Annotated in this window: 6 protein-coding genes; all 6 read right to left on the bottom strand. The window is 55.6% G+C overall.

What is annotated here, in order from left to right:
* Nucleotides 1–18 precede the first annotated feature (18 nt).
* Genes LAO76_24620 through LAO76_24595 form a run of 6 tightly spaced genes read right to left on the bottom strand, consistent with a single transcriptional unit; the run spans nt 19 to nt 23,419 of the window.
* On the bottom strand, nt 19–1,293 hold the full coding sequence (locus tag LAO76_24620; protein ID MBZ5494120.1) for an MFS transporter: 1,275 nt from the start codon (nt 1,291–1,293) through the stop codon (nt 19–21).
* A 48-nt stretch (nt 1,294–1,341) separates the two neighbouring features.
* Entirely contained in the window at nt 1,342–2,118 is a 777-nt protein-coding gene (locus tag LAO76_24615; GenBank protein ID MBZ5494119.1) for a putative thioesterase, read from the bottom strand.
* A gap of 19 nt (nt 2,119–2,137) precedes the next feature.
* On the bottom strand, nt 2,138–2,353 hold the full coding sequence (locus tag LAO76_24610) for an MbtH family protein (GenBank protein ID MBZ5494118.1): 216 nt from the start codon (nt 2,351–2,353) through the stop codon (nt 2,138–2,140).
* Nucleotides 2,354–2,369: 16 nt separating this feature from the next.
* Complete coding sequence (locus LAO76_24605) at nt 2,370–15,269, bottom strand: amino acid adenylation domain-containing protein (GenBank protein MBZ5494117.1); 12,900 nt, start codon at nt 15,267–15,269, stop codon at nt 2,370–2,372.
* 3 nt (nt 15,270–15,272) lie between these two features.
* Nucleotides 15,273–16,496, bottom strand: a complete 1,224-nt coding sequence (locus LAO76_24600; GenBank protein MBZ5494116.1) for an LLM class flavin-dependent oxidoreductase — start codon at nt 16,494–16,496, stop codon at nt 15,273–15,275.
* A 2-nt stretch (nt 16,497–16,498) separates the two neighbouring features.
* Nucleotides 16,499–23,419, bottom strand: coding sequence for an amino acid adenylation domain-containing protein (locus LAO76_24595; protein MBZ5494115.1), 6,921 nt, complete (start codon nt 23,417–23,419; stop codon nt 16,499–16,501).
* Between the last annotated feature and the right edge of the window lie 38 nt (nt 23,420–23,457).

Below are 23,457 nucleotides of genomic sequence, written 5' to 3'. Positions count from 1 at the left end.
AATTTTTCGCGATGCTGACTACGGGCGAAAGCTCTCTTCCAAAATGCCCTCGTTTTTGGCTTGAGCACCTTGTCCTCTTCGAATCCAGAAATGAGCGACGATTGCGGTCAGGACCACGACTATGACGGCGATATAACAAAGGTTGCGCATTCCCAGCCATGTCGCCAGCAATCCGCTGCTGCCAAATGAAGCAAGCTGCACAATAAGAAAGACGGACGTAGCTGTGCTCGTCACACGCCCCAGCATCTCAGGAGGGACTTCTTCCAGGGCGAACGTCTGAGCGCTCAGGAAAACCAGCGCTGCGCCTGCACCCAATCCCACGCTGGCGGCCAGGGTTGTGATCGGCATTGCCCAGACCCCGAGGACGAACACAGAAACTGCCTGAACCAAAAACCCGGCATTGATAATGCGCGGTCGCGGTTGTCTTTGGGCGAACCTGCCTACAAGCATCGCGCCCAGGATGGTGCCGACGCCCAGCGCTGAAGTCACGCTTCCAAACATCTTTGCGCCGCCCCCAAGCAGGTCCCTGACATATACCGCGAACAAAGCCTCGAAGATCGCCACCGCGCCGTTGGCAATGGCAATTGTAAGCACCAGTACGCGGGCCACTGGGTGTCCGGCAATAAATTTGAGACCAGCCTTCAGGTCCACCCAGATGCTCTTGCTGGTGGGAACATCGCGAATCGTTTTGCGTTCAATGCGAATCGTAGAAACCAACAGCGCCGAAACGATGAATGATGCAGCATCCAGGTAAAAACAATTCCTCACACCGAGCCACGCTACGGCAAATCCAACAACTGCGGGAGCGAATACCTGGTTCAGTTGCAGCGTCTGCACGTTGATGGAGTTGGCAACCAGCAGCTCATTCTCACCGAGGATCAAGGGAAGTAATGCGGTCTGGCCTGGAAGAAAAAAGCAAGAGGCAGCGCTGAGCCCCGCCATGAGCAGATACATCTGGTACAAATGTCCTGAGAATGCCAGCAGCGCCGCAAGCACCGCGCAGATAAGATCGCAAATAATCAGTGTCCGCTTTAGACTTGAGCGATCAACTACAGCTCCTGCCAGCGGGCCCAGAAGGATTACCGGAACGGAGAAAGAGACCATCACCATGGACGTTTCAGCCGCGCTGCCATGGCGTTGAAAAGCGATCAGGCTGAACAAGGGCAGCACGGCAAGCCAGTCTCCGATGCTGCTGATAAAACGGGCCAGCCAAAGCGCAAAAAAGGACCGCGTTCGCAGCACCTGGCTGAATGTGACCCGGGTTGTTCCAGCGCAAGCCTTCAGCGGCTCCATAAATAGAATCTCTGTTTCCCTGTCCGCGTCTGCTGTTCGACGTCTGGATCAGGAATTAAATTGCTCCCGCAGTTGGTAACCAGTGGGAGCTTCATGCAAAAGATCCAGCACATCGCGCCGCAGGGCATGCAGAAGGTCATTGGAGGTGTGGATATAAAAATGATCACCGGGAAACATCCGGACCTTGAATGCTCCTGAGGTTTGTTTCTGCCACTCCCTCAGGTTTGCCGCAGGCACATGAGCATCCTGCAATCCACCATAAGCGCAGATATTGCAGGTAAGCGGCGGCTCAGGCTCATACTCATATGTTTCCACAAGTTCAAAATCCGCCCTGATGGTCGGCAAAAAGAATTCCTTCAGCTCAGGACTGTCGAGCAACTCCAGGGGCGTGCCGTTCAAGCGACGCAGCTCGGCTATGAATTCCGAATCTGGAAGATTGAAAACAGGAGGATCGGGATCGGGAACCTGTGGCGCGCCACGTCCGGAAAGAAACAACGCAAGCGGAGCAGGTTGACCTCGACGGCGAAGTTCACGTGCAAGTTCAAAGCTGATGACAGCGCCCATGCTGTGTCCCCAGAACGCGAATGCGGGAGGGATTTCAGGAATAATGGCGTCAGCCAAAGCGGTTATCAGCGGTTTATATTGCTTGAACGGCGGCTCCCCGATGCGCGTCGCCCGGCCTGGCAAACACGCAAGCGAGAGCGCTGCTTTTGGCGCAAAATGCCGTTGCCAGCTGCGGAATACCTGTGCGCTTCCCCCAGCATAGGGAAAGCAGTACAGCCGGAGCGCGCCGTCTCTTCCTCCCGGAAGATTTTCAAACCACATTGATTTCTTCATCGCGCTCCTAGGATTTCTTGCTCATCGCTTCGATCAGGCTTTTTGGACGCATATCAGTCCAGTTCTCTTCCACCCAATCCAGACATTCTTCTTTCTTCCCTTTTGGACCCACTGCGGACCAGCCCGCCGGAACTTCCTTAAAGGTGGGCCACAAGGAGTACTGCCCCTCATGGTTCACCAGGACCATGAACTCACCGTTCTCATTTTCAAATGGATTTGCCATGCAATTCACCTTTCTCTTAATTTATTTTCTTGTCTTTATGTGCAGCCTGCGCCGAAGCTGTTATTTCCTTGAGCTTCTGGTTCAGGATTTTTCCAATCATTTTTATCGGCGCTGGCTCCGTCATCTCATAGTGCTTACAGTGAACGGTATGGGTTTCCAGCTTGCCGCTGATGTAAGGCTGCCAGGCGCTGGGCAATCGGTACTCGCCTTCCTTAACGTCCGCAAAAAAGAACAGGATGTCACCGTCGTAATGGCCGGCCCTGAATTTCTGCTCCAAAATCGAATTGTGCAGAAGCATCTGCATGTTTCGCCGCGCGATTCTTTCATCGAAGTCGGCTGGAATCTGCCCCGCACGCTTGGCCGCGAGGTAGACAGCGGTAAAGTCCAGCGGCCCGTCACCCATGTCGCCTAAATCCAGACCCAGCATGGGCACGATCTCTTTCATCAACTTCTCTTCCGTCATTGGGGATGATTGCCGCTCTTCTGTCGATGGATAACTATCCATGATGCCGAGCAGTGCTACGCATTCTCCCATCTGCTGCAAACGGCACGCCATGGCATACGCCACCACGCCTCCAAAGGACCATCCCAGCAGGTGATATGGCCCTTGCGGCTGGATCCGCTGAATCGCATTTACATAGTCTTCAGCCATCTCCTCGATGGTGGCTGCATAAGGCACATCGTGTGCAACACCAGGGGCCTGAAGACCATAGATGGGTCGCTGCACTTCAAGTTCTCGCATCAGTCCGGCATAGTTCCAACTGAGTCCGCCTGCGGGATGCGCACAGAACAGTGGCGGCAGATTTCCCTGCGACCTTAATGGCAAGAGCTGCTCAAAGGCGCTTTCAGGAGAACTCTGCGCATTGAGCCGTGGCGCAAGCTGTGCGACCGTGGGGGCTTCAAACAGCGTGCGAATGCGCAGTTCTACTCCGAACGCCGCGCGTATCTGGCTGACAAGCCGGGTTGCGAGCAGTGAATGGCCTCCTAGGGCAAAGAAATTATCCTCAATCCCCACTCTGCGCACCCCAAGAACCTCACCAAACATCTGGCATAGCAAATTTTCGTCAGGCGTGCGCGGCTCGCGATAGCTCTCATGCAACTCATGCGCCGGTGTGGGCAATGCTTTGCGGTCTACTTTGCCATTTGCATTCAATGGCCATGAGGGCATCGTGATGATACTTGCAGGCACCATGTACCCTGGGAGAATTTGTTGCAGATGCTCTTTGAGTTCAGCAGCCAACTCCAGGTCATCGGCCGCCTGCGCGGGCCAGTTGGCAAAACGCAGATAAAACTCAGGGGTTGCTTCCTCCAATTTTCTGCTCGAATCCCATCTGGGATTGAAGATCGCGTCATACACGCCGTCGCTCCCAAATCCCTGCCATGCCAACTCGACTCCTAGTTCATGGGACAGCTGCACTAGAGTATTCGGGTGCTCGCCTGCCGCCGCTTCCACAGCCGCCTGAATCTGGCTGGCATTAGAATTGCCCTCGCCACTCGATAGCATTCGAAACGCTGCAACCGAACTTGATACGCGGGAGTCAGGAATTCCACGAACTCCGATCAAACTCTCGCCGCTGCTCGCAAATCGCTCGCGTAGTTCTTGCCGCCACGCACCAGCCTTGTCCCATTCGATCCATCCGTTCGGCTGCGTTATCAGGTATTTTTCGCCGATGCCAAGAGCCACGTCGTAGCGGTAACGGCTCAATTCGTTGTCATAATCGCCGGCTTTCAAGGCGACGGTTGCGCGGCCAATTCGCGGCCACCGTTGTGCGAGTTCCTGAAAGATTGCCGCATCCAGAAGCAGCTCTTCTTCCTTCTGCGTGGACTGAAGCACCAACTGACGCAGCCGCTCCGACGTCATGGATCCGGGAGCTTTGTGCATTTGTACCGACGCGGCAAATGCTTCGAGCAGCGCAAGGTTGCGGACATCGCCCAGGAAGATATGCCCACCCTCGCACGTGACACGCACTGCCTGCTCAAGCACCTTAAGGAAGTAAGTGATGCTGGGAAAATACTGGACCACCGAATTGAGGATGACGAGGTCAACACTGCCATCCTGCAGGAACTCAAGTTCGTGGGCCAATCCCTGGCGCAACTCCACTCTAGAGAGATCAGGCCGCTGACGAACATATCCGCCAAGCTGCTCAATCACAGAGGCAGAAAAATCAATGCCGGTATAGCTCTCGCAGCTCGGGGCAATCCGGGTAAGCAACAGGCCGGAGCCACAGCCAATCTCCAGCACTCGCCGCGGCTGTAATTCCTGAATACGAGAGACAGTTTCCGCCACCCACAAACGCATTTCCTCCGCAGGGATGGGTTCGCCTGTATAGCTGCTATTCCAGCCGGCAAGGTTAAAGTCGCCGGCAAAAGAAGAGCTTTCACCGTAGGTGGATTCATACAACTCGCGCCAATGTTCCACCTGACCCGACTGCGATTCTGCGGAATCTGCAAGGCGCGGGACCACGTATCCCAGCAACTGCTTGCTTTCGTGCTCCCCGCTGACTACAACCAACGCGTCCGCCACGCGCTGGTGCTGCTTCAGCGCCGCTTCAATTTCCGCTGGTTCGATTCGATAGCCGCGAATCTTCACCTGGTGATCAGCGCGCCCCACATACTCCAGCAGACCGTCTACGCGTCTGCGCGCAAGGTCGCCAGTGCGGTACATCCTGTCGCCGGGCTCGCCAAATGGATTTGCGACAAAGCGCTCCGCCGTCAGCCCCGGTCTGCGCAAATATCCTCGCGCCAAATTTGTGCCTGCAATGTAGAGCTCTCCAGTAACACCAAGAGGCACTGGCTGCAGAAACGTGTCGAGCACGTAGAGTTGTGTATTCGCGATTGGACCGCCTATCGGCACAGCCCCAGTAAACGGGTCGTCTGCTGCTACCTGATAGACGCAGCAACCGACTGTCGCTTCAGTAGGTCCGTATTCGTTGATCAGCCTTGTATCCGGAGCATTGATGCGCCAAAGAGTGAGGCTTTCGTAATTCAGGGCCTCGCCGCCAATCACAAGCGCGCGCGAACTTTGCTTCATCTGTTCAGCCGTAAGGCTGTTGTTGAGCATCTCCATGTGAGCGGGCGTCAACTTTACCAGCGTGAGATCTTTGCTGCCTTGCACAATTTCAACCAGATTCTCCACATCGCGCTGCCCGCGCGTAAAGATCACAGCACGCCCCGTCAATAGCTGAGGAAAGATGCTGGTAACCGTCAGATCAAAGCCGATTGAGCTGTGTACGGGCGCGCCGCTTCCCTGCGATGCATTGTATTTTTGTGCGCTCCATTGCAGATAATTGTTAAGCCCCTCATGAGTCACGACTACGCCTTTGGGCGCTCCAGTTGAACCTGACGTATAGATAACGTAAGCAGGATGCCCTGAACACAATGGCGCAACGCGGTCAGCATCCACAGGGTCGTGGTGAGGCAATTTTTTCAAGTGCGCGATTGTATCTGGCGCATCCACCATCAGCAGCTTCGCTGTTTCCGGTATTGCCGTGCGCATTGATTCCTGAGTGAGCACTAGAGCAGGGCGAGCGTCGGACAGCATGTACTCAAGCCTGCCGCGAGGCATTTCAGCGTCAAGGGGCAGGTATGCGGCTCCGGATTTCAACACCCCGAGAAGCGCGACGATCATCTCCGACGAGGGTTCCGGCAAAATCGCCACCGTGTCTTCCGGCCCAATTCCTTCACCAATTAAATGATGAGCCAACTTGTTTGCTTGTTCGTTCAACTCGCGATAAGAAAGGATGGTTTTACCGCATACCACCGCCGCAGCTTCGGGGCTCTTAGAAACCTGCCGTTCAAATGTGTTCAGCAGAGACGTCTCCGCCAGTGGTTGCGCCGTCGCATTCACATCACGCAGCAACAGCTGCCGCTCGTCGCTGGTAAGCATGTCCAGCGCATGGAGAGGAGCGGCTGGTACCGCCACAATTTCATCCAGCAGCTTTACGTAATGCTGCGCCATCTGCTCCATGCGCGGATGATCAAACAGTCCCTTGTTGAAGAGCCAGTAAAAGCCTATTTCATTTTCAAATTCAAAAACGTGTAACTCCAGGTCAAACCGGACCAGCAGCTCGTCGCCGCCAATTCGCTCCACCTCTAAGCCCGAAAGTTGCTGGCTGCCCATGGGCGCGTTTTGCAGCGCGAAGACCACTTGGAAAATGGGCGTCTTATTCAGGCTGCGCTCCGGCGAGAGCACTTCGACCAGGCGCTCAAATGGCACATCCTGATGCTGGTACGCTTCGAGCGCAATTTTACGCACGTCGGCCAGCAGTTCCTTGAAACTCTGCTGCGGGTCCAGCCGTACACGCATGACCAGCGAATTCACAAAGAACCCGACCAGGTCTTCCAATTGCGCTTCACGCCGATTGGCAATTGGCGAACCGACGACGATGTCATCCTGCCCGCTATACCGGCTGAGCAGCACGGCAAACGCGGAAAGCAATGTCATGTAGAGAGTGGCCTGGTTCGCCTGGCTGAGCTGCTTTACCGCGTTCACCTGGTGGCCGGAAAGCGTGGCACTGCAATAATCCGCTTTATAGGTTTGCATTGCCTGCCGCGGACGGTCCCTTGGCAATTCAAGCTGCTCCGGGATTCCTTGCAGTTGTTTCTTCCAATAATCCACGTCGCGGGCCAATGCGTCTTCATCCAGCCACTTTCTCTGCCAAAGGGCAAAATCGGCGTACTGGATTGCCAGCGGACGCAGTGGGTTCTCGCGGCCTTGCTGAAATGCTTCATACAGCAGCATGAACTCACGGTTGAATACGCTTTGCGACCACCCGTCAGACACGATGTGATGAAAATTGCGCAGCAGGACGTGGTCGCGCTCGCTGACTTTGATGAGCTTCATCCGCAGCACCGGACCGGTTGCCAGATTGAATGGCTCTTCCCATTCCCGGCGCATGATCTCAAGAGCGCGATCGCGTTGCTCTTCTTCGCGCAAGCCGCTGAGATCTTCAAGCGGAAGTTCCAATGCGCGCGGCGGCTCGATAATTTGCGCCGGCTCGCCTTCAATCTGGGCAAAGTGCGTGCGCAGGCTTTCATGGCGTTCAACAATCGTGTCAATGGCGCGCTGCAGCGCCTGAAGATCAAGTGTGCCGCGCAACCGGAGCGCCTGCGGCATATTGTATTCCGCACTGCTCCCCTCAAGCTGGTCAATAAACCAGAGGCGGCGCTGCGCATAGGAGAGAGGAATGCGTTCCGGCCTTGTCTGCGGAACGAGCGGAGCGCGCACCTTATCGGCCTTGCTGACATGTTCCGCCAGCAAACGAACCGTTGGCGCTTCAAACAGCGTGCGCAGAGGGAGTTCGACTCCAAAACTTGTTCGGACCTGGCTCACCAGCCGAGTTGCCAACAGCGAATGACCACCCAGCGCAAAGAAATCATCCTCAGCGCCCACGCGCTCCAGTGACAACACGTCAGCGAATATCGAACATAGAATCTCTTCCTGCGGGGTGCGTGGAGAAACGTAGCTTTCCCTGCGCCGGTCCGGAGCAGGCAGTGCGCGCCGGTCAATCTTGCCGCTCGGCATGAGCGGCCATGAGCCAACCAGGACCAGTGCTGAAGGAACCATGTAGTCCGGCAAAGATCGCCGCAAATGGTCCTGCAATTCCGGCGCCAGCTTTGCGTCTTCCGCTGCCAGAGCGGGATCGTTTCCATACTTCCGATAGTAAGTCGGCGGCAAATCTTTCTCTGCCTTCTTCTCTCGCCAGCGTGGATTAAAAATGGCGTCGTATGTTCCGGTGGAAGAAAATGCGCGCCGTTGCATTTCCACACCCGTCTCAGAAGCCAGCCGCATCAGCAGATTTGGATCTTCGCCGCTTGTCGCAGCAGAAGCCTCCACAATCTCTCCCGCCGTGCTCTTGAGGTTCTGATCGAGCATTTCCAATGCTGCAACTGCCGGTGCAGCGCGGCCATCTCTTATTGCTCGCACACCGATCGAACTATTCGGAGTCGCGCTCAATATGTTGCGGAGATCCCGCTGCCAGCGTCCGTCCTGGTCCCAGGTCAGCCAACAGTCAGGATCTTCGAGACTCTCTTTGTCACCAATGTGCAGCGTCACGTCATAACGGAAGCGGCTCAGTTCGTTGTCATAGTCACCGGCTTTGAGGCCGGCGGTGACATGGCCTACGCTTGGCCAGCGATTGCCAATCTCGTGAAAAAGCACAGGATCGAGTGCCAGTTCTTCTTCCGATTGCTGCGCCTTGTTGATTCTCTGCCGCAACTCTTGCAGCGGCATTTCCGGAGACGCCTTGTAGAGCTGAACCGACGCGTGATAAGCGCGCAGCAGTGGAAGGCTGCGCACATCGCCAATAAATATATGGCCGCCCGGCGAGGTGGCTCGCACTGCCTGCTTCAATACTTGTAAGAGATAATCCGTGCTAGGGAAATATTGCACAACTGAATTGATCACCACCAGATCAACACTCTGATCGGCTACAAAATCCAGTTCGTGGGCAAGCCCCTGTCTCAGTGTGACGTGCGTGAGATCTTCGCGTTGTTCAACGATCTGGCTAAGCTGTGCGAGTGCCGCCGCCGAGAAATCCAGTCCGGTGTAACTCTCACAATGCGGCGCAACTTGCGTGAGCAGCAATCCAGTTCCGCAGCCGATCTCCAGCACTCGCCGCGGACGCAATTTCAGCAGGCGCGCCACCGTTTCATCAACCCATTGCTGCATCTCGTGCGCAGGAATCGGGGCGCCGGTGTAGCTGCTGTTCCAACCGGCAAATTTTCCGACGCCATTGTTCCCAGTGCTTTCCTTGCGATAAGAGTCGTAGAGCTGCTGCCAGCGGCTTATCTGCTCGGTCTCTGCTTGCTCCTGGCGATCGCTGGGTGGACGTGCAATGACATAACCGACCAACTGTTTTTGCCCTGACTGGTCTTCGCGCGCAATTACCAGAGCTTCACGGACCCTTGCATGCTTCAATAAGGCAGATTCAATTTCTCCCAGTTCCACACGGAAGCCGCGGATCTTTACCTGTTGATCCGTTCGGCCAATGAATTCCAGATCGCCATTCGCGCGCCAGCGCACGAGATCTCCGGTGCGATACATTCTGGCGCCTGCGCTTCCATAAGGATCGGCAAGGAACCGCTCCGCGGTGATGGCGGGGCGCTTGAGATAACCGCGTGCTAACCCCGCGCCTGCTACATACAGTTCGCCGGGCACGCCGATGGCAACCGGACGGAGACGCTCATCCAGCACATACACGCGGGTATTCATGATTGGGTTGCCAATGGGAGGAGCCTGGAGGCCTGAAAGCGGCGCGCTCATAGTAGAGACAATGCTCGTTTCCGTTGGGCCATAAGCATGGATCAATATCCTTCCGTGCGACCACTTTTCCACCAGTTCAGCGGACAAAGCTTCACTGCCCACCACAAGGTGCGTGAGCGGTAGTTCCTCTTCGCCATCCAAAGTAGGCAGCACAACCGGCGGAAGCGAAGCATGAGTCACCCCATGCTGGACAAGCAGCTCCCGCAAAGACGTGCCGCTTCTCTGATCGTCGCGCGGAACCACAAGCGCAGCGCCAGTGGTGAACGCCATGATGATTTCAACTACGGAAACGTCAAAGCTGAGCGATGAAAATTGCAGCACGCGTGATGCGGGCGCAAGCGCCAACCGCTCCAGCCGCGTTTGTGCGATAGATGGCAGACCCGCGTGAGTTACAACCACTCCCTTGGGAGTTCCAGTAGAGCCAGAGGTATAAATCACATAAGCGGGATTGGTCGAACGCAAGGGGCTGGTGCGCTCATTGTCAGTCGGGTTACGATCAGATTGCTCGACCAAGGCTTTGGTGAATGCGTCATCGTCAAGCAACAAAATGCGGGAATCGTCAGGCAATTTCGACGCCAGTTCGGACATAGTTATAACGCACGAAGGCCGTGCATCATTCAGCATGACTCCCAGCCGCTCCGCCGGAAGCGTGGGATCAAGAGGAAGATAAGCCGTGCCAGCTTTCAACACCGCGACAAGAGCGACCAGCATCTCCGCGGAACGCGGCACCGCTAGGCCGACAAAATTTTCAGGTCCAATACCAAAGCTAATCAGCAGGTGCGCAAGGCGGTTGGCGCGTGAGTTAAGTTCCTGATAGCTGAGTGACTCTCCACCAAAGATGACAGCGGCAGTTTCGGGAGTCTTTTCTACTTGGTTTTCAAACAACTGTGTCAGGGTTGTGTCAGGAATTTCGCGGCTGGTCTGGTTCCATTCCTTAATTACCTTTGCAAGTTCGCTGCTGCTCAGCAAGTCAAAATCCGCAACCTGCTGCCAGGGATTACCCGCCACTGCCTCAAGCAGGCGGAGATAATGCGCAGCCATCTGCTCCATACGCCAGCGGTCGAACAGGTCCCGACTGTACAGCCAGTGAAAATCGAGTACGCCATTATGTTCCACCGCATGCACTTCAAGATCAATACGTACGCGTGGCTCATCCGCCGCTACAGCTTCCACCTGCAAATCCCTGACCTCTTCTGCCGCCATTGGCGCGTTTTGCAGTGCGAATACCACCTGAAAAATGGGTGCTGCATTCAGGCGCCTTTCTGGAGAAAGTTCCTCCACCAGCCGCTCAAAAGGAAGGTCCTGATGCTGATAGGCTTCAAGCGCCGTGCCACGCACTGCGGCCAACAGTTCAGGAAAGCTTTGTCCCGTATTCACGCGTACCCGCATGATGAGTGAGTTCACGAAGAACCCGATCAGAGGTTCAAGCTGCGAATCCTGGCGGTTGGCAATTGGCGAGCCAACCACAATGTCATCCTGCCCGCTATAGCGCTGGATCAACAGCGCAAAAGTGGATAGTAGTGTCATATAGAGAGTGGCATCATGATCGTGGCCCACTCGCTTGAGTGCCGCAAGAGTTGTCGCCGACACAGTAACGCTGCAAACATCCGCGCCATAGGTGCGGCGTGCCTGGCGCGGCCGATCTTTGGGCAGTTCCAATTGTTCAGGAATGCCGGCGAGTTGCCTTTTCCAATACTGAAGATCACTCGCTACTTTTTCTTCCGTCAGCCAGCGCCTCTGCCAAATGGCATAATCCGCATACTGCACGGTAATCGGCTGCAATGGGTTTGCCTCTCCCTTGTGAAAGGCCTCGTAAAGCTGCATGAATTCATTGTTGAAAACGGCCTGAGACCAGCCATCGGAGATGATGTGGTGGAATGTGCGCAAAAAGATGTAATCACGCTCGCCCAGTTTGAACAACCTCATGCGGAATAGCGGGCCTCGCGATAAATTGAATGGCCGCTCAAATTCCTGGTTCAGGGCCGCAAGTACCAGGGCTCGTTGCTCGCCCTCCGGTAAATTACTAATTTCTTCAATTGGCAGCTCAATCTTCAACTCTGGCTCGATGATCTGGAATGGCGTGCCATCCGCGTAAGCGAAATGTGTACGGAGCGTTTCATGTCTCTGAACGATGGTTTGGATCGACTGCCGCAATGCCGTGACATCCAGCTCCCCACGAAGGCGCAATGCCTCCGGCAAGTTGTATTGCGCGCTGGAACCCTCGAGCTGATCGATAAACCAGAGACGTTGCTGAGAATTCGAAAGTGGAAGCCGCTCAGGCCTCTCCTGGGGCAGCAACGGAATGCGGGCTTTGTGTGCGCCGCGCAGATGGGGCGCTAGCTGTGCGACGCTGGGAGCTTCAAAGAACAGCTTCAGGGGAACATCGATTTCCATTTTCGCGCGAATCTGGCTGACCAGCCTTGTCGCCGTGAGTGAATGTCCGCCAAGAGCAAAGAAGTTATCGTCCACGCCAACGCGGTCGAGAGAGAGCACGTCACCAAAAATGCCGCACAAGATCTCCTCTTCCGGTGTGCGCGGTGCGCGATAGCTCTCCGTCTGGCGCTCAGGAGCAGGCAGGGCGCGGCGGTCCAGTTTGCCATTAGGCGTGAGCGGCAAGGCCGGCAGCGATACAAATGCTGAAGGAACCATGTAATCAGGTAAGCGCGCGCCTAAATCGCTGCGCAAGGTTGATGGATCAGGAAGTTCTTCGCCGGAAGGCACCAGATAGGCAACCAGTTCTTTGCCGGAAGCGCCATCCTCGCGCACGATCACCGCAGCTTGAGCGATTTGCGGTTGACACTTTAGTACAGCTTCAATCTCGCCCAACTCAATGCGGAATCCGCGAAGCTTGATCTGCTGGTCGCCTCGGCCAAGAAACTCAAAGGTACCGTCGTAGCGCCTCCGCGCCAGATCACCGGTGCGATACATGCGCGAACCAGGTTCACAAAACGGATCGGCAACAAAACGCTCCGCCGTAAGACCGGGCCGCTTCAGGTAACCGCGCGCAAGAGCCTCGCCTGCTATGTAGAGATCGCCTGCGACTCCTTCGGGTTTCGGCTCCAGACAGTGATCCAGCACATACAGTCGATAACCGGAAAGAGGCTTCCCAATCGTGACAACCGGTGCGGCATTGTTGGTGACATCTGATCCCGCAAGCTGGTGCACGTTGGACCAGATGGTGGCCTCGGTGGGACCGTAGAGGTTGTAAACCTCACGGCTTGTCGCGCGCAAAAGCTCGCGCGCCAACTCGCGTGAAAGCGCTTCTCCGCCGCAGAGAATGCGCAAATCGCGCAAGCATGTTGGATCCTCCCGCAGAACCATCTCCCAGTGGCTGGGTGTGGCTTGCATCGAATCCGCGCCAGACGACGCAATTAATGCGCACAGCCGCGAGGCATCGCGAGCTTCATCTTTCGAGGCCAGCACCACTCGTCCGCCGCGGCAGAGAGGAAGGAACAGCTCCAGAATGGAAATATCAAAGCCGATGGTAGTGATAGCTAGATGGGTCTGACCAGGATCGAAACGTATCTGCCGGCTAATGCTGTCAAGGAATGCTGAGAGAGCACCGCGCGGAACCGCGACTCCTTTTGGCCTGCCGGTTGAACCCGAAGTATAGATAACGTAGGCAGCGTGCTCCAGCGACAACGGCTGATTGCGATCAGACTCGCGGATGTTCGATGCCCCCTGCTCTTGCACCTCAAAGACAACGTCAGGCGCATCAAGAAGAACCTGTTTCACTGTCTGCGGCAGATTCGACGCTGATGACTGAGTGGTAACCACCGCCAGCGGAGCTGCATCGGCCAGCATATAAGCTATCCGCTCTTGAGGAAATGACGGATCGAGGGGCAGATATGCGCCACCGGCCTTCAGGATGGCCAACATCGCGGTAAGCATCTCCGCGCTCCGGTCCATGCAGATTGCCACCAGAGTTTCCGGCCCTGTTCCGTGATTGATCAGATAACGCGCCAGTCGATTGCCTCGCTGATTCAATTCCGCGAACGTGAGCGATTCCTGAGCGAAGGTCAACGCCAAAGCATCAGCGGTGCGAGCAACCTGCGCTTCGAACATTTCTGTGATGTCCGTTTTGCTCTTTGACGCGACCCTGGGATTGAGATCTTCAATGATATGGCGTCGTTCCTCGGGGCTGAGCAGTGGAAGCGTTGCGATTGGCCGCTCGGGTTCGCTGAGCGCGGTCCCCAGCAGAGAGATAAGATGGTTTGCCAACCGATCAATGGTAGCCGCCTCAAAAATATCAGTATTGTACTCAAACATGAGGCTGAGCTGGTCAGAAGACTCGCCAAAAGTTATCTGTAAATCGACAGGAGAAGTTTTTCGATCAATGCCGAATACCGAGAACTCAAACCCAGGCAGCGCAATCTTCCCTTCCGGCAAGCCGGGATTGTTTTGCATGGGGCTTTCCGTGCTGATGTACAAATATTCAATCTGGTAGAGCGGCATGCGGCTCATGTCGCGCTCCACTTTTAGCCGGTCCACCAGATGCCGGAACGGATACTCCTTGTTGGCAAAGGCGCCAAGACAGGTATTGCGGACACGTTCAAGCACCTCAAGAAAACTTGGATTGCCGGAAAGATCTGCCCGCAGCACCAGCGTGTTCAACATGTAGCCGATAAGGTTTACGGTTTCTTCCGAATCACGATCGGCAGAGACCGGCGTGCCCACGACAAAATCTTCCTGACTGGTATAGCGCCAGAGGAAAACATTCAAGGCGGCAAGCAGCGTCATGAAGGAAGAAGTACCTGCCTTGCGGTTCATGGCGCGCAAGCGTCGCAATGTGTCGTGAGGCACGTCGAAAGGCGAGCGGGCGCCACCGTGAGATTGTACCGACGGACGTGGCCGGTCCGCAGGGACCTCCAGAATGTGCGGCACTCCATGCAGTTTGGTTAGCCAATAGTTTTCTTTCGTGCGGAAATCTTCTGTCTGCTCCCATTCGTCCCGCCATGCCGCCCAGTCTGCATATTGGATCGGCAAGTCGCTTAGCGGATTTGGCAGCCCCTGGGAAAAAGCGTGATAAAGGCCCATCAACTCACTGTAAAAAACATAATAGGACCACCAGTCGGTGACGATGTGGTGCAGTACGCCCACCATGACGTAATCGTCATTGGCAATGCGCACCAGCGGAACGCGGGCGAGAGGCCCTTTCTCCAGATCGAATGGTTCCCTTATCAGGCGCGTAACAACTTCATGCGCTGCTGCTTCAGGATCCGGCTCGCTTCGCACGTCAATTACCGGAGCTGAAAGCGTCATGTCGGTAACAAACTGGAACGGTTTGCCGTCAATGGTTTTGAAAATCGTCCGCAGTATCTGGTGGCGTTGCGCGACAACGTTCAGGCATCTTTCGAATAGCGCTACATCAAGATTTCCTTTTACGCGAAAGCCATTTCCGATGTTGTACGCCGAGGTAGTAGGCTCAAGCTGCTGGATAAACCACAGCGCTGTCTGGTCCGTGGAAGCAGGCCACGGACCGTTACCCTCCAATCGCGGAATGCGAGGACTGGCCGCTTTCTTTTGCAGCTCACGGCGTTTACGCTCATACACGGCCCGCTGCTCGGGTGACAGACCGGCAATTCTTTCCGCCAGTGTCTTCTTGCCGGTACTTTCCAGTGCCTGTATATGTCCCGTGTCCTTAACGCTCATGAACTACTCTCCCTGTCCCGTTGCTGCAATCTGGGGCTGCATGCTCCGGCGAAGCTCCGCAAGGTGCCTCAGCCCTTCCATCGTGGTTTCATGATCGAGCCCAAAATCCAGCAGGCAAGCCAGATCGTTCACGCCCGCCGCTGCCACTTTTTCAATGACGGCGGCACATTTATCAGGCGTTCCCAGCAGAGAGCTCTGTTCAAAATAATGATCGAAGACCGCATCAATCAGGCTTTGCATCTCCAGCGAAGAAGGGTCAACGACGCTTTCTCCTGCCATGGGCCGGAACTGATTGATGTAAGTCTGCAAGTAGGCTTTCATCGGCTCTTTCACAATCTCGCGGACCTGTTCCAGGTCTGTTCCCACGTAGGTGTGCAACATCAGGGAAACGATTCCGGTTCGTGGATCGTGGCCGTTTTCCATGCGGGCTTTGCGATAGCCGGCGATATTCTGCTTCAACTCCTCCAGTGACGTAGAGAATGCAGTGAGCACATTTGCGCCAACTTCCCCCGCCCGTTGCCAGGTCCGCGTGGATGCCACCGTAACCCAGAAAGGCAATTCTTTTTGAACCGGACGGGGAAGAGTCCTGACAGCAACTTTCTTGCCGCCGACACCCGCGATTTCTACATCGTCACCGGCCCACAGCCGCCGTACTAAAGAGATGTTCTGGAACATGAGTTCGCGGCGATCTTCAAAATTCCCGGGAGCAATCACATAGTCGTGCTCATGCCATCCTGTGGCAAAGGAGATGCCGACGCGTCCATGAGAGAGGTTATCCACCAGCGCCCAATCTTCCGCGACGCGCACCGGGCTATGCAGTGGAAGTACAAGGCTGCCGGCGCGAATCTGCACGTGCTGCGTGATCATGGCCAGTGCGGCGCTCAGCACAGACGGATTTGGATAGAGTCCTCCAAAAGCCTGGAAGTGCCTCTCCGGCGTCCATATGGCGGCGAACCCGTTGGCATCCGCAAAGCGCGCGCTCTCAAGCAACAGCCGGTAACGTTGGTCCTCTTCGGCGTTGCCATCAGCAGAAAAGAAAAAGATGCTAAAGTCCACCTTCTGCCGCAAATTTGGACGAGCGGGCACAGGCGTAACATCCGCAACAGCGAATCCCCCGGAAGCAGGTACAGTTTGCGACTGCTGGTTGGCTTCACGCTGCATGCGCCGGCGCAATACTTCCTGCTGCTCCGGAGTAAGATTTTGAATGCGTTCTGATAGTTTTGACATAGCTACTCGGTGTTGATTCCCTCTTTGCTTCCATCCAACTCTGCCCGCAAGTCATCTGCGGACATGCCTTCAATTTCCGCCAGCAGCGCCTCTAATTCGGCGGCATCGTCGCTATCGGCCGACATGCCTGAGATCTTTGCGGCAAGCTGCGCAATAGTGGGTCCGTCAAACAGGTCTTTGAGGGTGATCCTGGATGAAAAAGTCTGGTTCATGTTCTTAAGCAGTTGCACGGCAAGAAGTGAGTGCCCGCCAAGTTCAAAGAAATTGTCGGCGACGCCGATTTCCTGAATGCGGAAAGTTCCCTGCCAGAGTTCCACCAGCAGCGTTTCAACTTCATTGCGAGGGGCGGTATAGGAAGTTGAAACATCTGGGCGGCCGTGTGATGCGCCGTTGCCATTGCCATTGCCGGCGGCTGAGTTCCCGATTTGCTGCTGAAAGAAATCTGTAGTGAATAGATGTTGCTGCTCCATCAGAGCATTGAAGTCGCGCGTGGAAACAATTACATCTGGGACTGACAGTGAGAGAGCGCGCTGCAAAGCAGCAACGCACTCCTGGGCCGTCATGCCGAAGCGCTGCCGTTTCTCTTCAAGTTGTTGTGATAAGAATGAGCCGGAATCAGGATTTTCGTCAGTGGTTTCCGTCCAGGCCCTGGTACCCAACTCCAAAGCCATGGTGGGCCGCCCGGTTGCGGCACGCCGCTCGGCAAAATGCGCGATTACTGCATTCCGAGCGGCCTGGTCCACTTGCCCAATGCCGCCGCTCTCAGCCAGATTACTGGAAAAAATCACCAGCAAATCATTGCTAAATGTCTGGTCCAGAGCGGCCAACTCAGCAAGATCATTGCGCAGCGAGTCCGACGGCGACATGGCCTTACCTAAGATGAGTCCCGTTCTTGTCGACTTATCGAGATGAAACACGCCTTGCAGGGCGCCCACTTCGCGTTCGATCTGTGCCTTGACTCGTTTCAGCCGCTCGGGATCCGAAACGTCGACACTCAACAATGTCAGCGATTCACCAATATCTCGTAATCGCGCGATGCTGCGCGATATTGGATCGTCGTCAGCTTGTTCGCGAACCCACTGGTCCCACTCCTGCGGATGCGGGAAGAACGAGCGGGCAAGCATCACCACCTTGCATGCGAACTCGCGCACGAGGTGCTCCGCAAGAGCAAAGCCAATCTCTTGCAACGCGTGGATGATTACATATACTCCGCCGCGTTTGAATTGATACCCGTCGCCGGAACGTGTTGATGTCTGTTCGGCAATCGGCAGCCAGCGATGCCCACGACGGCAGGCGACAATCGGATCGGAAATTTCATTGGCGAACTCCGCCAGCACCTGCTCCGCCAGCCTGCCAGCATCGGGCTGTTGCTTGTCTAGATCAATGTTTTGGCATTTGATGGCCGGCACTTCCTTGGGCAGCACATGAACAATGCCAAGCTTGGCCGCTTCATGGTCAGAATCCAGTTCTTCATCCAGGACACGATGCAAGCCTGAGGTAATTAATGCCATGCGCACAGAAGCAGCTTTTTCTGACGCGGCCGCTGCCTGAGCGAGATAAATCAAACTGTCAAAGCCCGCAGCCGGGGAAATCGCGCCATCGCGGCTGAAATCCCACGCATAAATGATTCGCTGCGGAAAATTGTCAACCAACGAGTGCAGCAGCCGCTGATAATCTTCCGGATTACTAGCATTGAGCGTGATAGAGTCCGCTCCATTTTGCTGGAAGACTTTGCCTCGCCGCGCTTCATATACTTTCTGGCCAGACTGTCGGAGCCTTGATGCAAGCTCCGCGCCAATGCCGTCCGGCTCAGAGAAAATCAGCCAGCTACCCGCGAAGGAGTTGCTGCTAAAGTCTGGTTTGGGCAGGGGATTCGTTCGTTTCCAGTTTGTTGCGTACAGCCATTTCTCAGGAGCATCTTTAAGCGCTAAAGGATCTGACGATGTAGCCGCGTTCGGTAACCCGTTTGTGCTGACCCAATAACGCTGCCGCTCAAAAGGATATGTGGGCAGCGGAATGCGGCGCCGATCTTCTGTCTCGTAATACTTGAGCCAATCAATGGCAATACCCTCACACCACAATCTGCCAACAGCCTGCGCCAGGGCGCGTCCGCATGGCTCGCCGGCCATGGAAGCAAAAGTGACGCTCTCCGGATAGCTCCTGCGCGCCAATTCACTGAGCACCTTGCCGGGCCCAACTTCCAGTAGAACGCTGTTCGGCTTTTTTAGCCCTTCGCGCAGACTGTCGTTAAACCGGACCGTGCTTCGGAGATGGCGCGCCCAGTAACCGGGATCCAACGCATCCTCGTCGCTCATCCACGAGCCGGTAACATTGGAAAGATAGGGAATCCGGGGAGGGCTCAACCTCATCCCGGAAGCAGTCTTGGTCAGCGGTTCCATGAGGGGTTCAACCAGCCGTGAGTGGAAGGCATGGCTGGCATCCAGACGAATGGGGTTCAGGAATGCAATTTGCTGGTAAACTCTTTCGATCTCGTCAGTTGGGCCAGCCAGGATACAGAGCTCCGGCCCATTTACCGCCGCCAGGGAGATTCCATCCTTTATATAAGGATGGATTTCATCTTCGCGGGCAGGGACGGCCAGCATAGATCCTGCTTCCAGATCCTCCGTCCGGCGAGCCCGTTCCACTACCAGCAGCAAGGCATCGTCTAGTTCAAAGACTCCGGCGAGTGTGGCTGCCACATATTCGCCCAGACTGTGGCCGATCATCGCTGCGGGCTTGATGCCCCAGGAAATCCAGAGTTGCGCCATCGCATACTCAACCGTAAAGAGCGCGGTTTGCCAGAAAAGAGGCCGGTGAATGCTGACATCCATTCCGCCCTGGCGCCCGAACATGAGATCACGCAGATTAGCTCCGATCAGTGGAGCCAGCCGGTTGCAACAGTAATCCACCAGTTCTCGAAAGCGCGGTTCATCGCGATAGAGATCAGACCCCAGATCGGTATAAGCTTTGCCTTGGCCCGGAAAAAGAAATATCAACGGACGTTCCTGCGCGAGCGCACGGACTGGCTTTTCCTTTGAGTTGGTAAGCGCCGCAATTGCGTCTTCAGCGTTAGCACAGATAAAAAACTGGCGATAAGAAAAGTCCCTGCGACCAACATTCAGCGTGAATGCTATATCGGCAAGGCCAACGTCTGGCCTTTCTCGAAACGCGTTTGCCAGGTCTGCTTTGCGGCGTTCTAATGCAGATTCACTGTGGGCCGATAGAGTCAGCACCTGCCATGGACGCGAGCGGCCCGGAGTTTCACTGGATGGCGCTTCAGCCAGAATCACGTGCGCATTGGTGCCGCCAATGCCAAAGGAACTTACGCCCGCCAGACGCGGTGTCTGTTTCCATGCCGTCGTCTCCGTACTCACGTAGAATCGGCTCTGATCAAGATTGAGTTGCGGATTCGGTTTCTCAAAATGCAGGCTGGGCACAAGTGTCTGGTGCTCCAGGCAAAGCACCGCTTTAATGAGCCCGGCAATCCCTGCGGCCGAGTCGCAATGCCCGATATTGGTTTTCACCGATCCGAGCGCACACAACTTCTGGTCGGTAGCTGCGCTCTCTTCAGCATTCGAAAACACCTGGCGCAACGCTTCTATCTCAATGGGGTCGCCCAGCGGTGTGCCGGTGCCGTGCGTCTCAATGTAGGAAATCTGCTGCGGCGCGATGTGCGCATTGGCAAGCGCCTGCTCTATCACGCGCCGTTGTCCTTCAACACTCGGCGCGGTATAACCGACTTTCAGGTTCCCATCATTATTAATAGCGGAGCCTTTGATGACCGCGTGGATGTAATCGCCATCCGAAACAGCCTGATCTAACGGCTTTAACAACACCAGTGCCGCGCCGCTGCCGGGAACCGTACCGCGCGCGTTCTCGTCAAATGCGCGGCAAATGCCGTCGGGAGCAAGAATTCCATTTTCCTCAAAGATGTATCCATTTTGCGACGCGAGTGAGACACCTCCCGCCAGCGCCATCTCACACTCCCCATTCATCAGGCTCTGACAGGCGAGATGAACAGCAACCAGAGAAGTTGAGCAGGCCGTATTCACTGGCACGCTTGGGCCGCGCAGATCAAGCAGGTAAGAAAGCCGCGGTGCAACATGGTCCTTGCCCGTGCCAATGGTTAATTGCAACTCGCCCAGAGATTGCAGAAGACCGGTATCGCCGCGCAGAAGATCACGATAAAGACTTTCTCCTGCTCCGGCAAACACTCCAATATTTTGTCCTCGTGGGTTATAGCCGGCAGATTCCAGCGCTTCCCAGGCGCACTCCAGCATCAGGCGCTGCTGTGGATCGGTGGCGGTAGCTTCCGCAGGATTAAGGTTGAAGAATGCAGCGTCGAAGAACTCAATATTTTCCAAACGTCCCGTGGCATTCACAAAGCCAGGATCGTTAACGAGTTCTGGCGGCAAAGAAGAAAGATCTTCAGCAGAGAGAGCCGTGATGGATCCAGTACCGCGGGTCAGATTGTCCCAGAAATGGCTAACCGAAGGAGCGCCTGGAAAACGGCATGCCATGCCGATAATGGCGATATCTGTGCATGTGCGATTTTTGACACCTTCAGCTTTTCGCTTTGCGTCATGTGGGCTGGGAGAGTGGCGCTCTTCGGCTTCCAGATAAGCGGCAAGCGCAGCAACCGTGGGATGCTCAAACAGCTTTACCATTGGCAGACGCGCGTGCAAGAGCTTCTGCAATCTGGCGTGCACCTGCGTGAGCAGCAGAGAATGGCCACCCAGATCGAAGAAGTTGTCATGAATTCCAACGGTGGTGCGGCCCAACACCTCTTTCCATATCCCCGCAATCTTTTTCTCGAATCTGGTTTGCGGGCTTGTCGGCACTTCCAGTCTACGTTCTTCAATCGGACGTTTCGATAACGAGATGCGGTCAATCTTGCCGCTAGCGGTGAGAGGTAATTCTGCCACAGCAACAATGGCATCAGGCAACATGTGCGTCGGAAGCCGATGAGTGAGTTTGCCGCGCAACATCGCGGAATCCACAGTAGACCCGCTGTCCAGCACTACGTAAGCAACAATGTGCTTTCCGCGTACCGCTTCGTCCCGCATCACAACTGCTGCGTCATTAACTTCCTGTAATGACCGCAGCGTCGATTCGATTTCCCCAAGTTCAATGCGGAATCCGCGCAGTTTCACCTGCTGATCGGCCCGCCCAATGAATTCAAGGCTTCCATCGTTCCGCCAGCGCACCAGATCTCCTGTGCGGTACATCCTCGCGCAAGGACCGTCAGCATTGGGATCGGCGATAAATCTTTCTGCCGTGAGCGCGGGCCGATTCAAATAGCCGCGAGCCAGTCCTGCGCCGCCAATATACAGTTCCCCGGCAACTCCCACGGGCACGGGTTCAAGACGGGCATCCAGCACATAGACGCGAGTATTAACAACCGGGAACCCGATCGGCGGAATTACTGAGCCGGATAGCGGACGGCTCATAGTGGCGCAAACAGTGGTTTCCGTGGGACCGTAAGCATTGATCATGCGGTGTCCGGGAGACCAGCGCGCGACCAGTTCACCAGAGCACTGCTCACCAACGACGATGAGAGTTTCAAGACCAGACGTTTGACTCTCATCTAGCGTAGAAAGCACCGAAGGCGTCAAAGTAGCGTGCGTAACTCTCTGTGAGCGCAAAATCTCCTGTAGCGGAATGCCGCCGCGTTCGTCTTTCAGTAAAACCAGAGCTGCGCCCGTGGTCAGTGCCATCACCAGTTCCCAGAAGGAAGCGTCAAAGTTCAAAGAGGCGAACTGCAACACACGCGAGCGTCGCGTCAGATTGAGGTTCCGCACGTGGCTGCGAGCCAGGGAAGGAATGCCCACATGTGTGACCAATACTCCCTTGGGCACCCCGGTTGAGCCGGACGTGTAAATCAAGTAGGCAGGATGCTGCGGCAGCAACGGCATATTGCGGTCGGCCTGCGATGGATTGTGCGCAGGCGACGACGACAAATCAGTCTGGATATTAGCAGCGTCAAGGCAGATAAAATCGGCAGAGAAATTCCGTGGCAATTTTTCTTGTAGCTTTCCAACCGTGATCACTAATCGCGGCTGTGCATCGGCCAGCATGTGTTCCAAGCGTGCCCGTGGATACTCAGAATCCAAGGGCAAATAGGCCGCTCCGGACTTCCACGCCGCAAGAATCGCTACCACCATTTCCGACGAACGGTCCAGCGCGATTCCCACCAGCGATTCCGGGCCCACGCCCTTGGCAATCAAATAATGCGCCAGACGGTTGGCCTGCTCATTCAGTTCTTGATAGGTAAATGATCTTTCACCCTGAACGATGGCCGTTGCTTCGGGCGTCTGCGTCACCTGGCCTTCAAACATCTCACTGACTGTCGCTTCCGGTACGTCTTGCGCGGTAGCATTGAACGTTTCCAGGAGAATATGTTTTTCTTCGACACTCAAAATTTTCGCGCGATGCAAGCACGTGCCGGGAGCTTGCACCATCTCTTTGAGTATCCAAACCAAGCGCGTAGCCAGTGATCTGACTGTCGCTTCATCGAAGAGGTCGATGCTGTAAGAGACTTCTCCCTGAATTCCCAGAGGGTCTCCGGTGGGACCCAGAAGCTCACTCAGGCCAAAGGCCAAATCAAACTTAGCGACATTAAACTCAGCAACCTCAACGTGGGTGGAGAGCAGTGGTAGATTCAAACTTGCAGTGCGTATATTTTGTAATGTAAGAGCTACCTGAAACAGGGGATGGCGGGATTGCGAGCGCGCCGGCTGCACCGCCTCCACCAACCGCTCAAACGGCACTTCCTGATGGCTGTACGCCTCCAGCGCAAACCGTCTTACCCGCTCGATCAGTTCACTGAACGTCGGATCACCCGATACGTCCGTCCGCAGCACCAGCGTGTTCACAAAGAACCCCACCAGCTCTTCCAACTCCGCTTCACTCCGTCCCGCCACCACCGTCCCAATGGGAATGTCTTCGCCCCCTCCCAGCC

The organism is Terriglobia bacterium (genome assembly GCA_020072645.1).
Classification (GTDB): Bacteria; Acidobacteriota; Terriglobia; order Terriglobales; family Acidobacteriaceae; genus Angelobacter.
The sequence above is the reverse complement of the archived record's forward strand: the minus strand, read 5'-3'. Positions and strand labels throughout refer to the sequence as shown.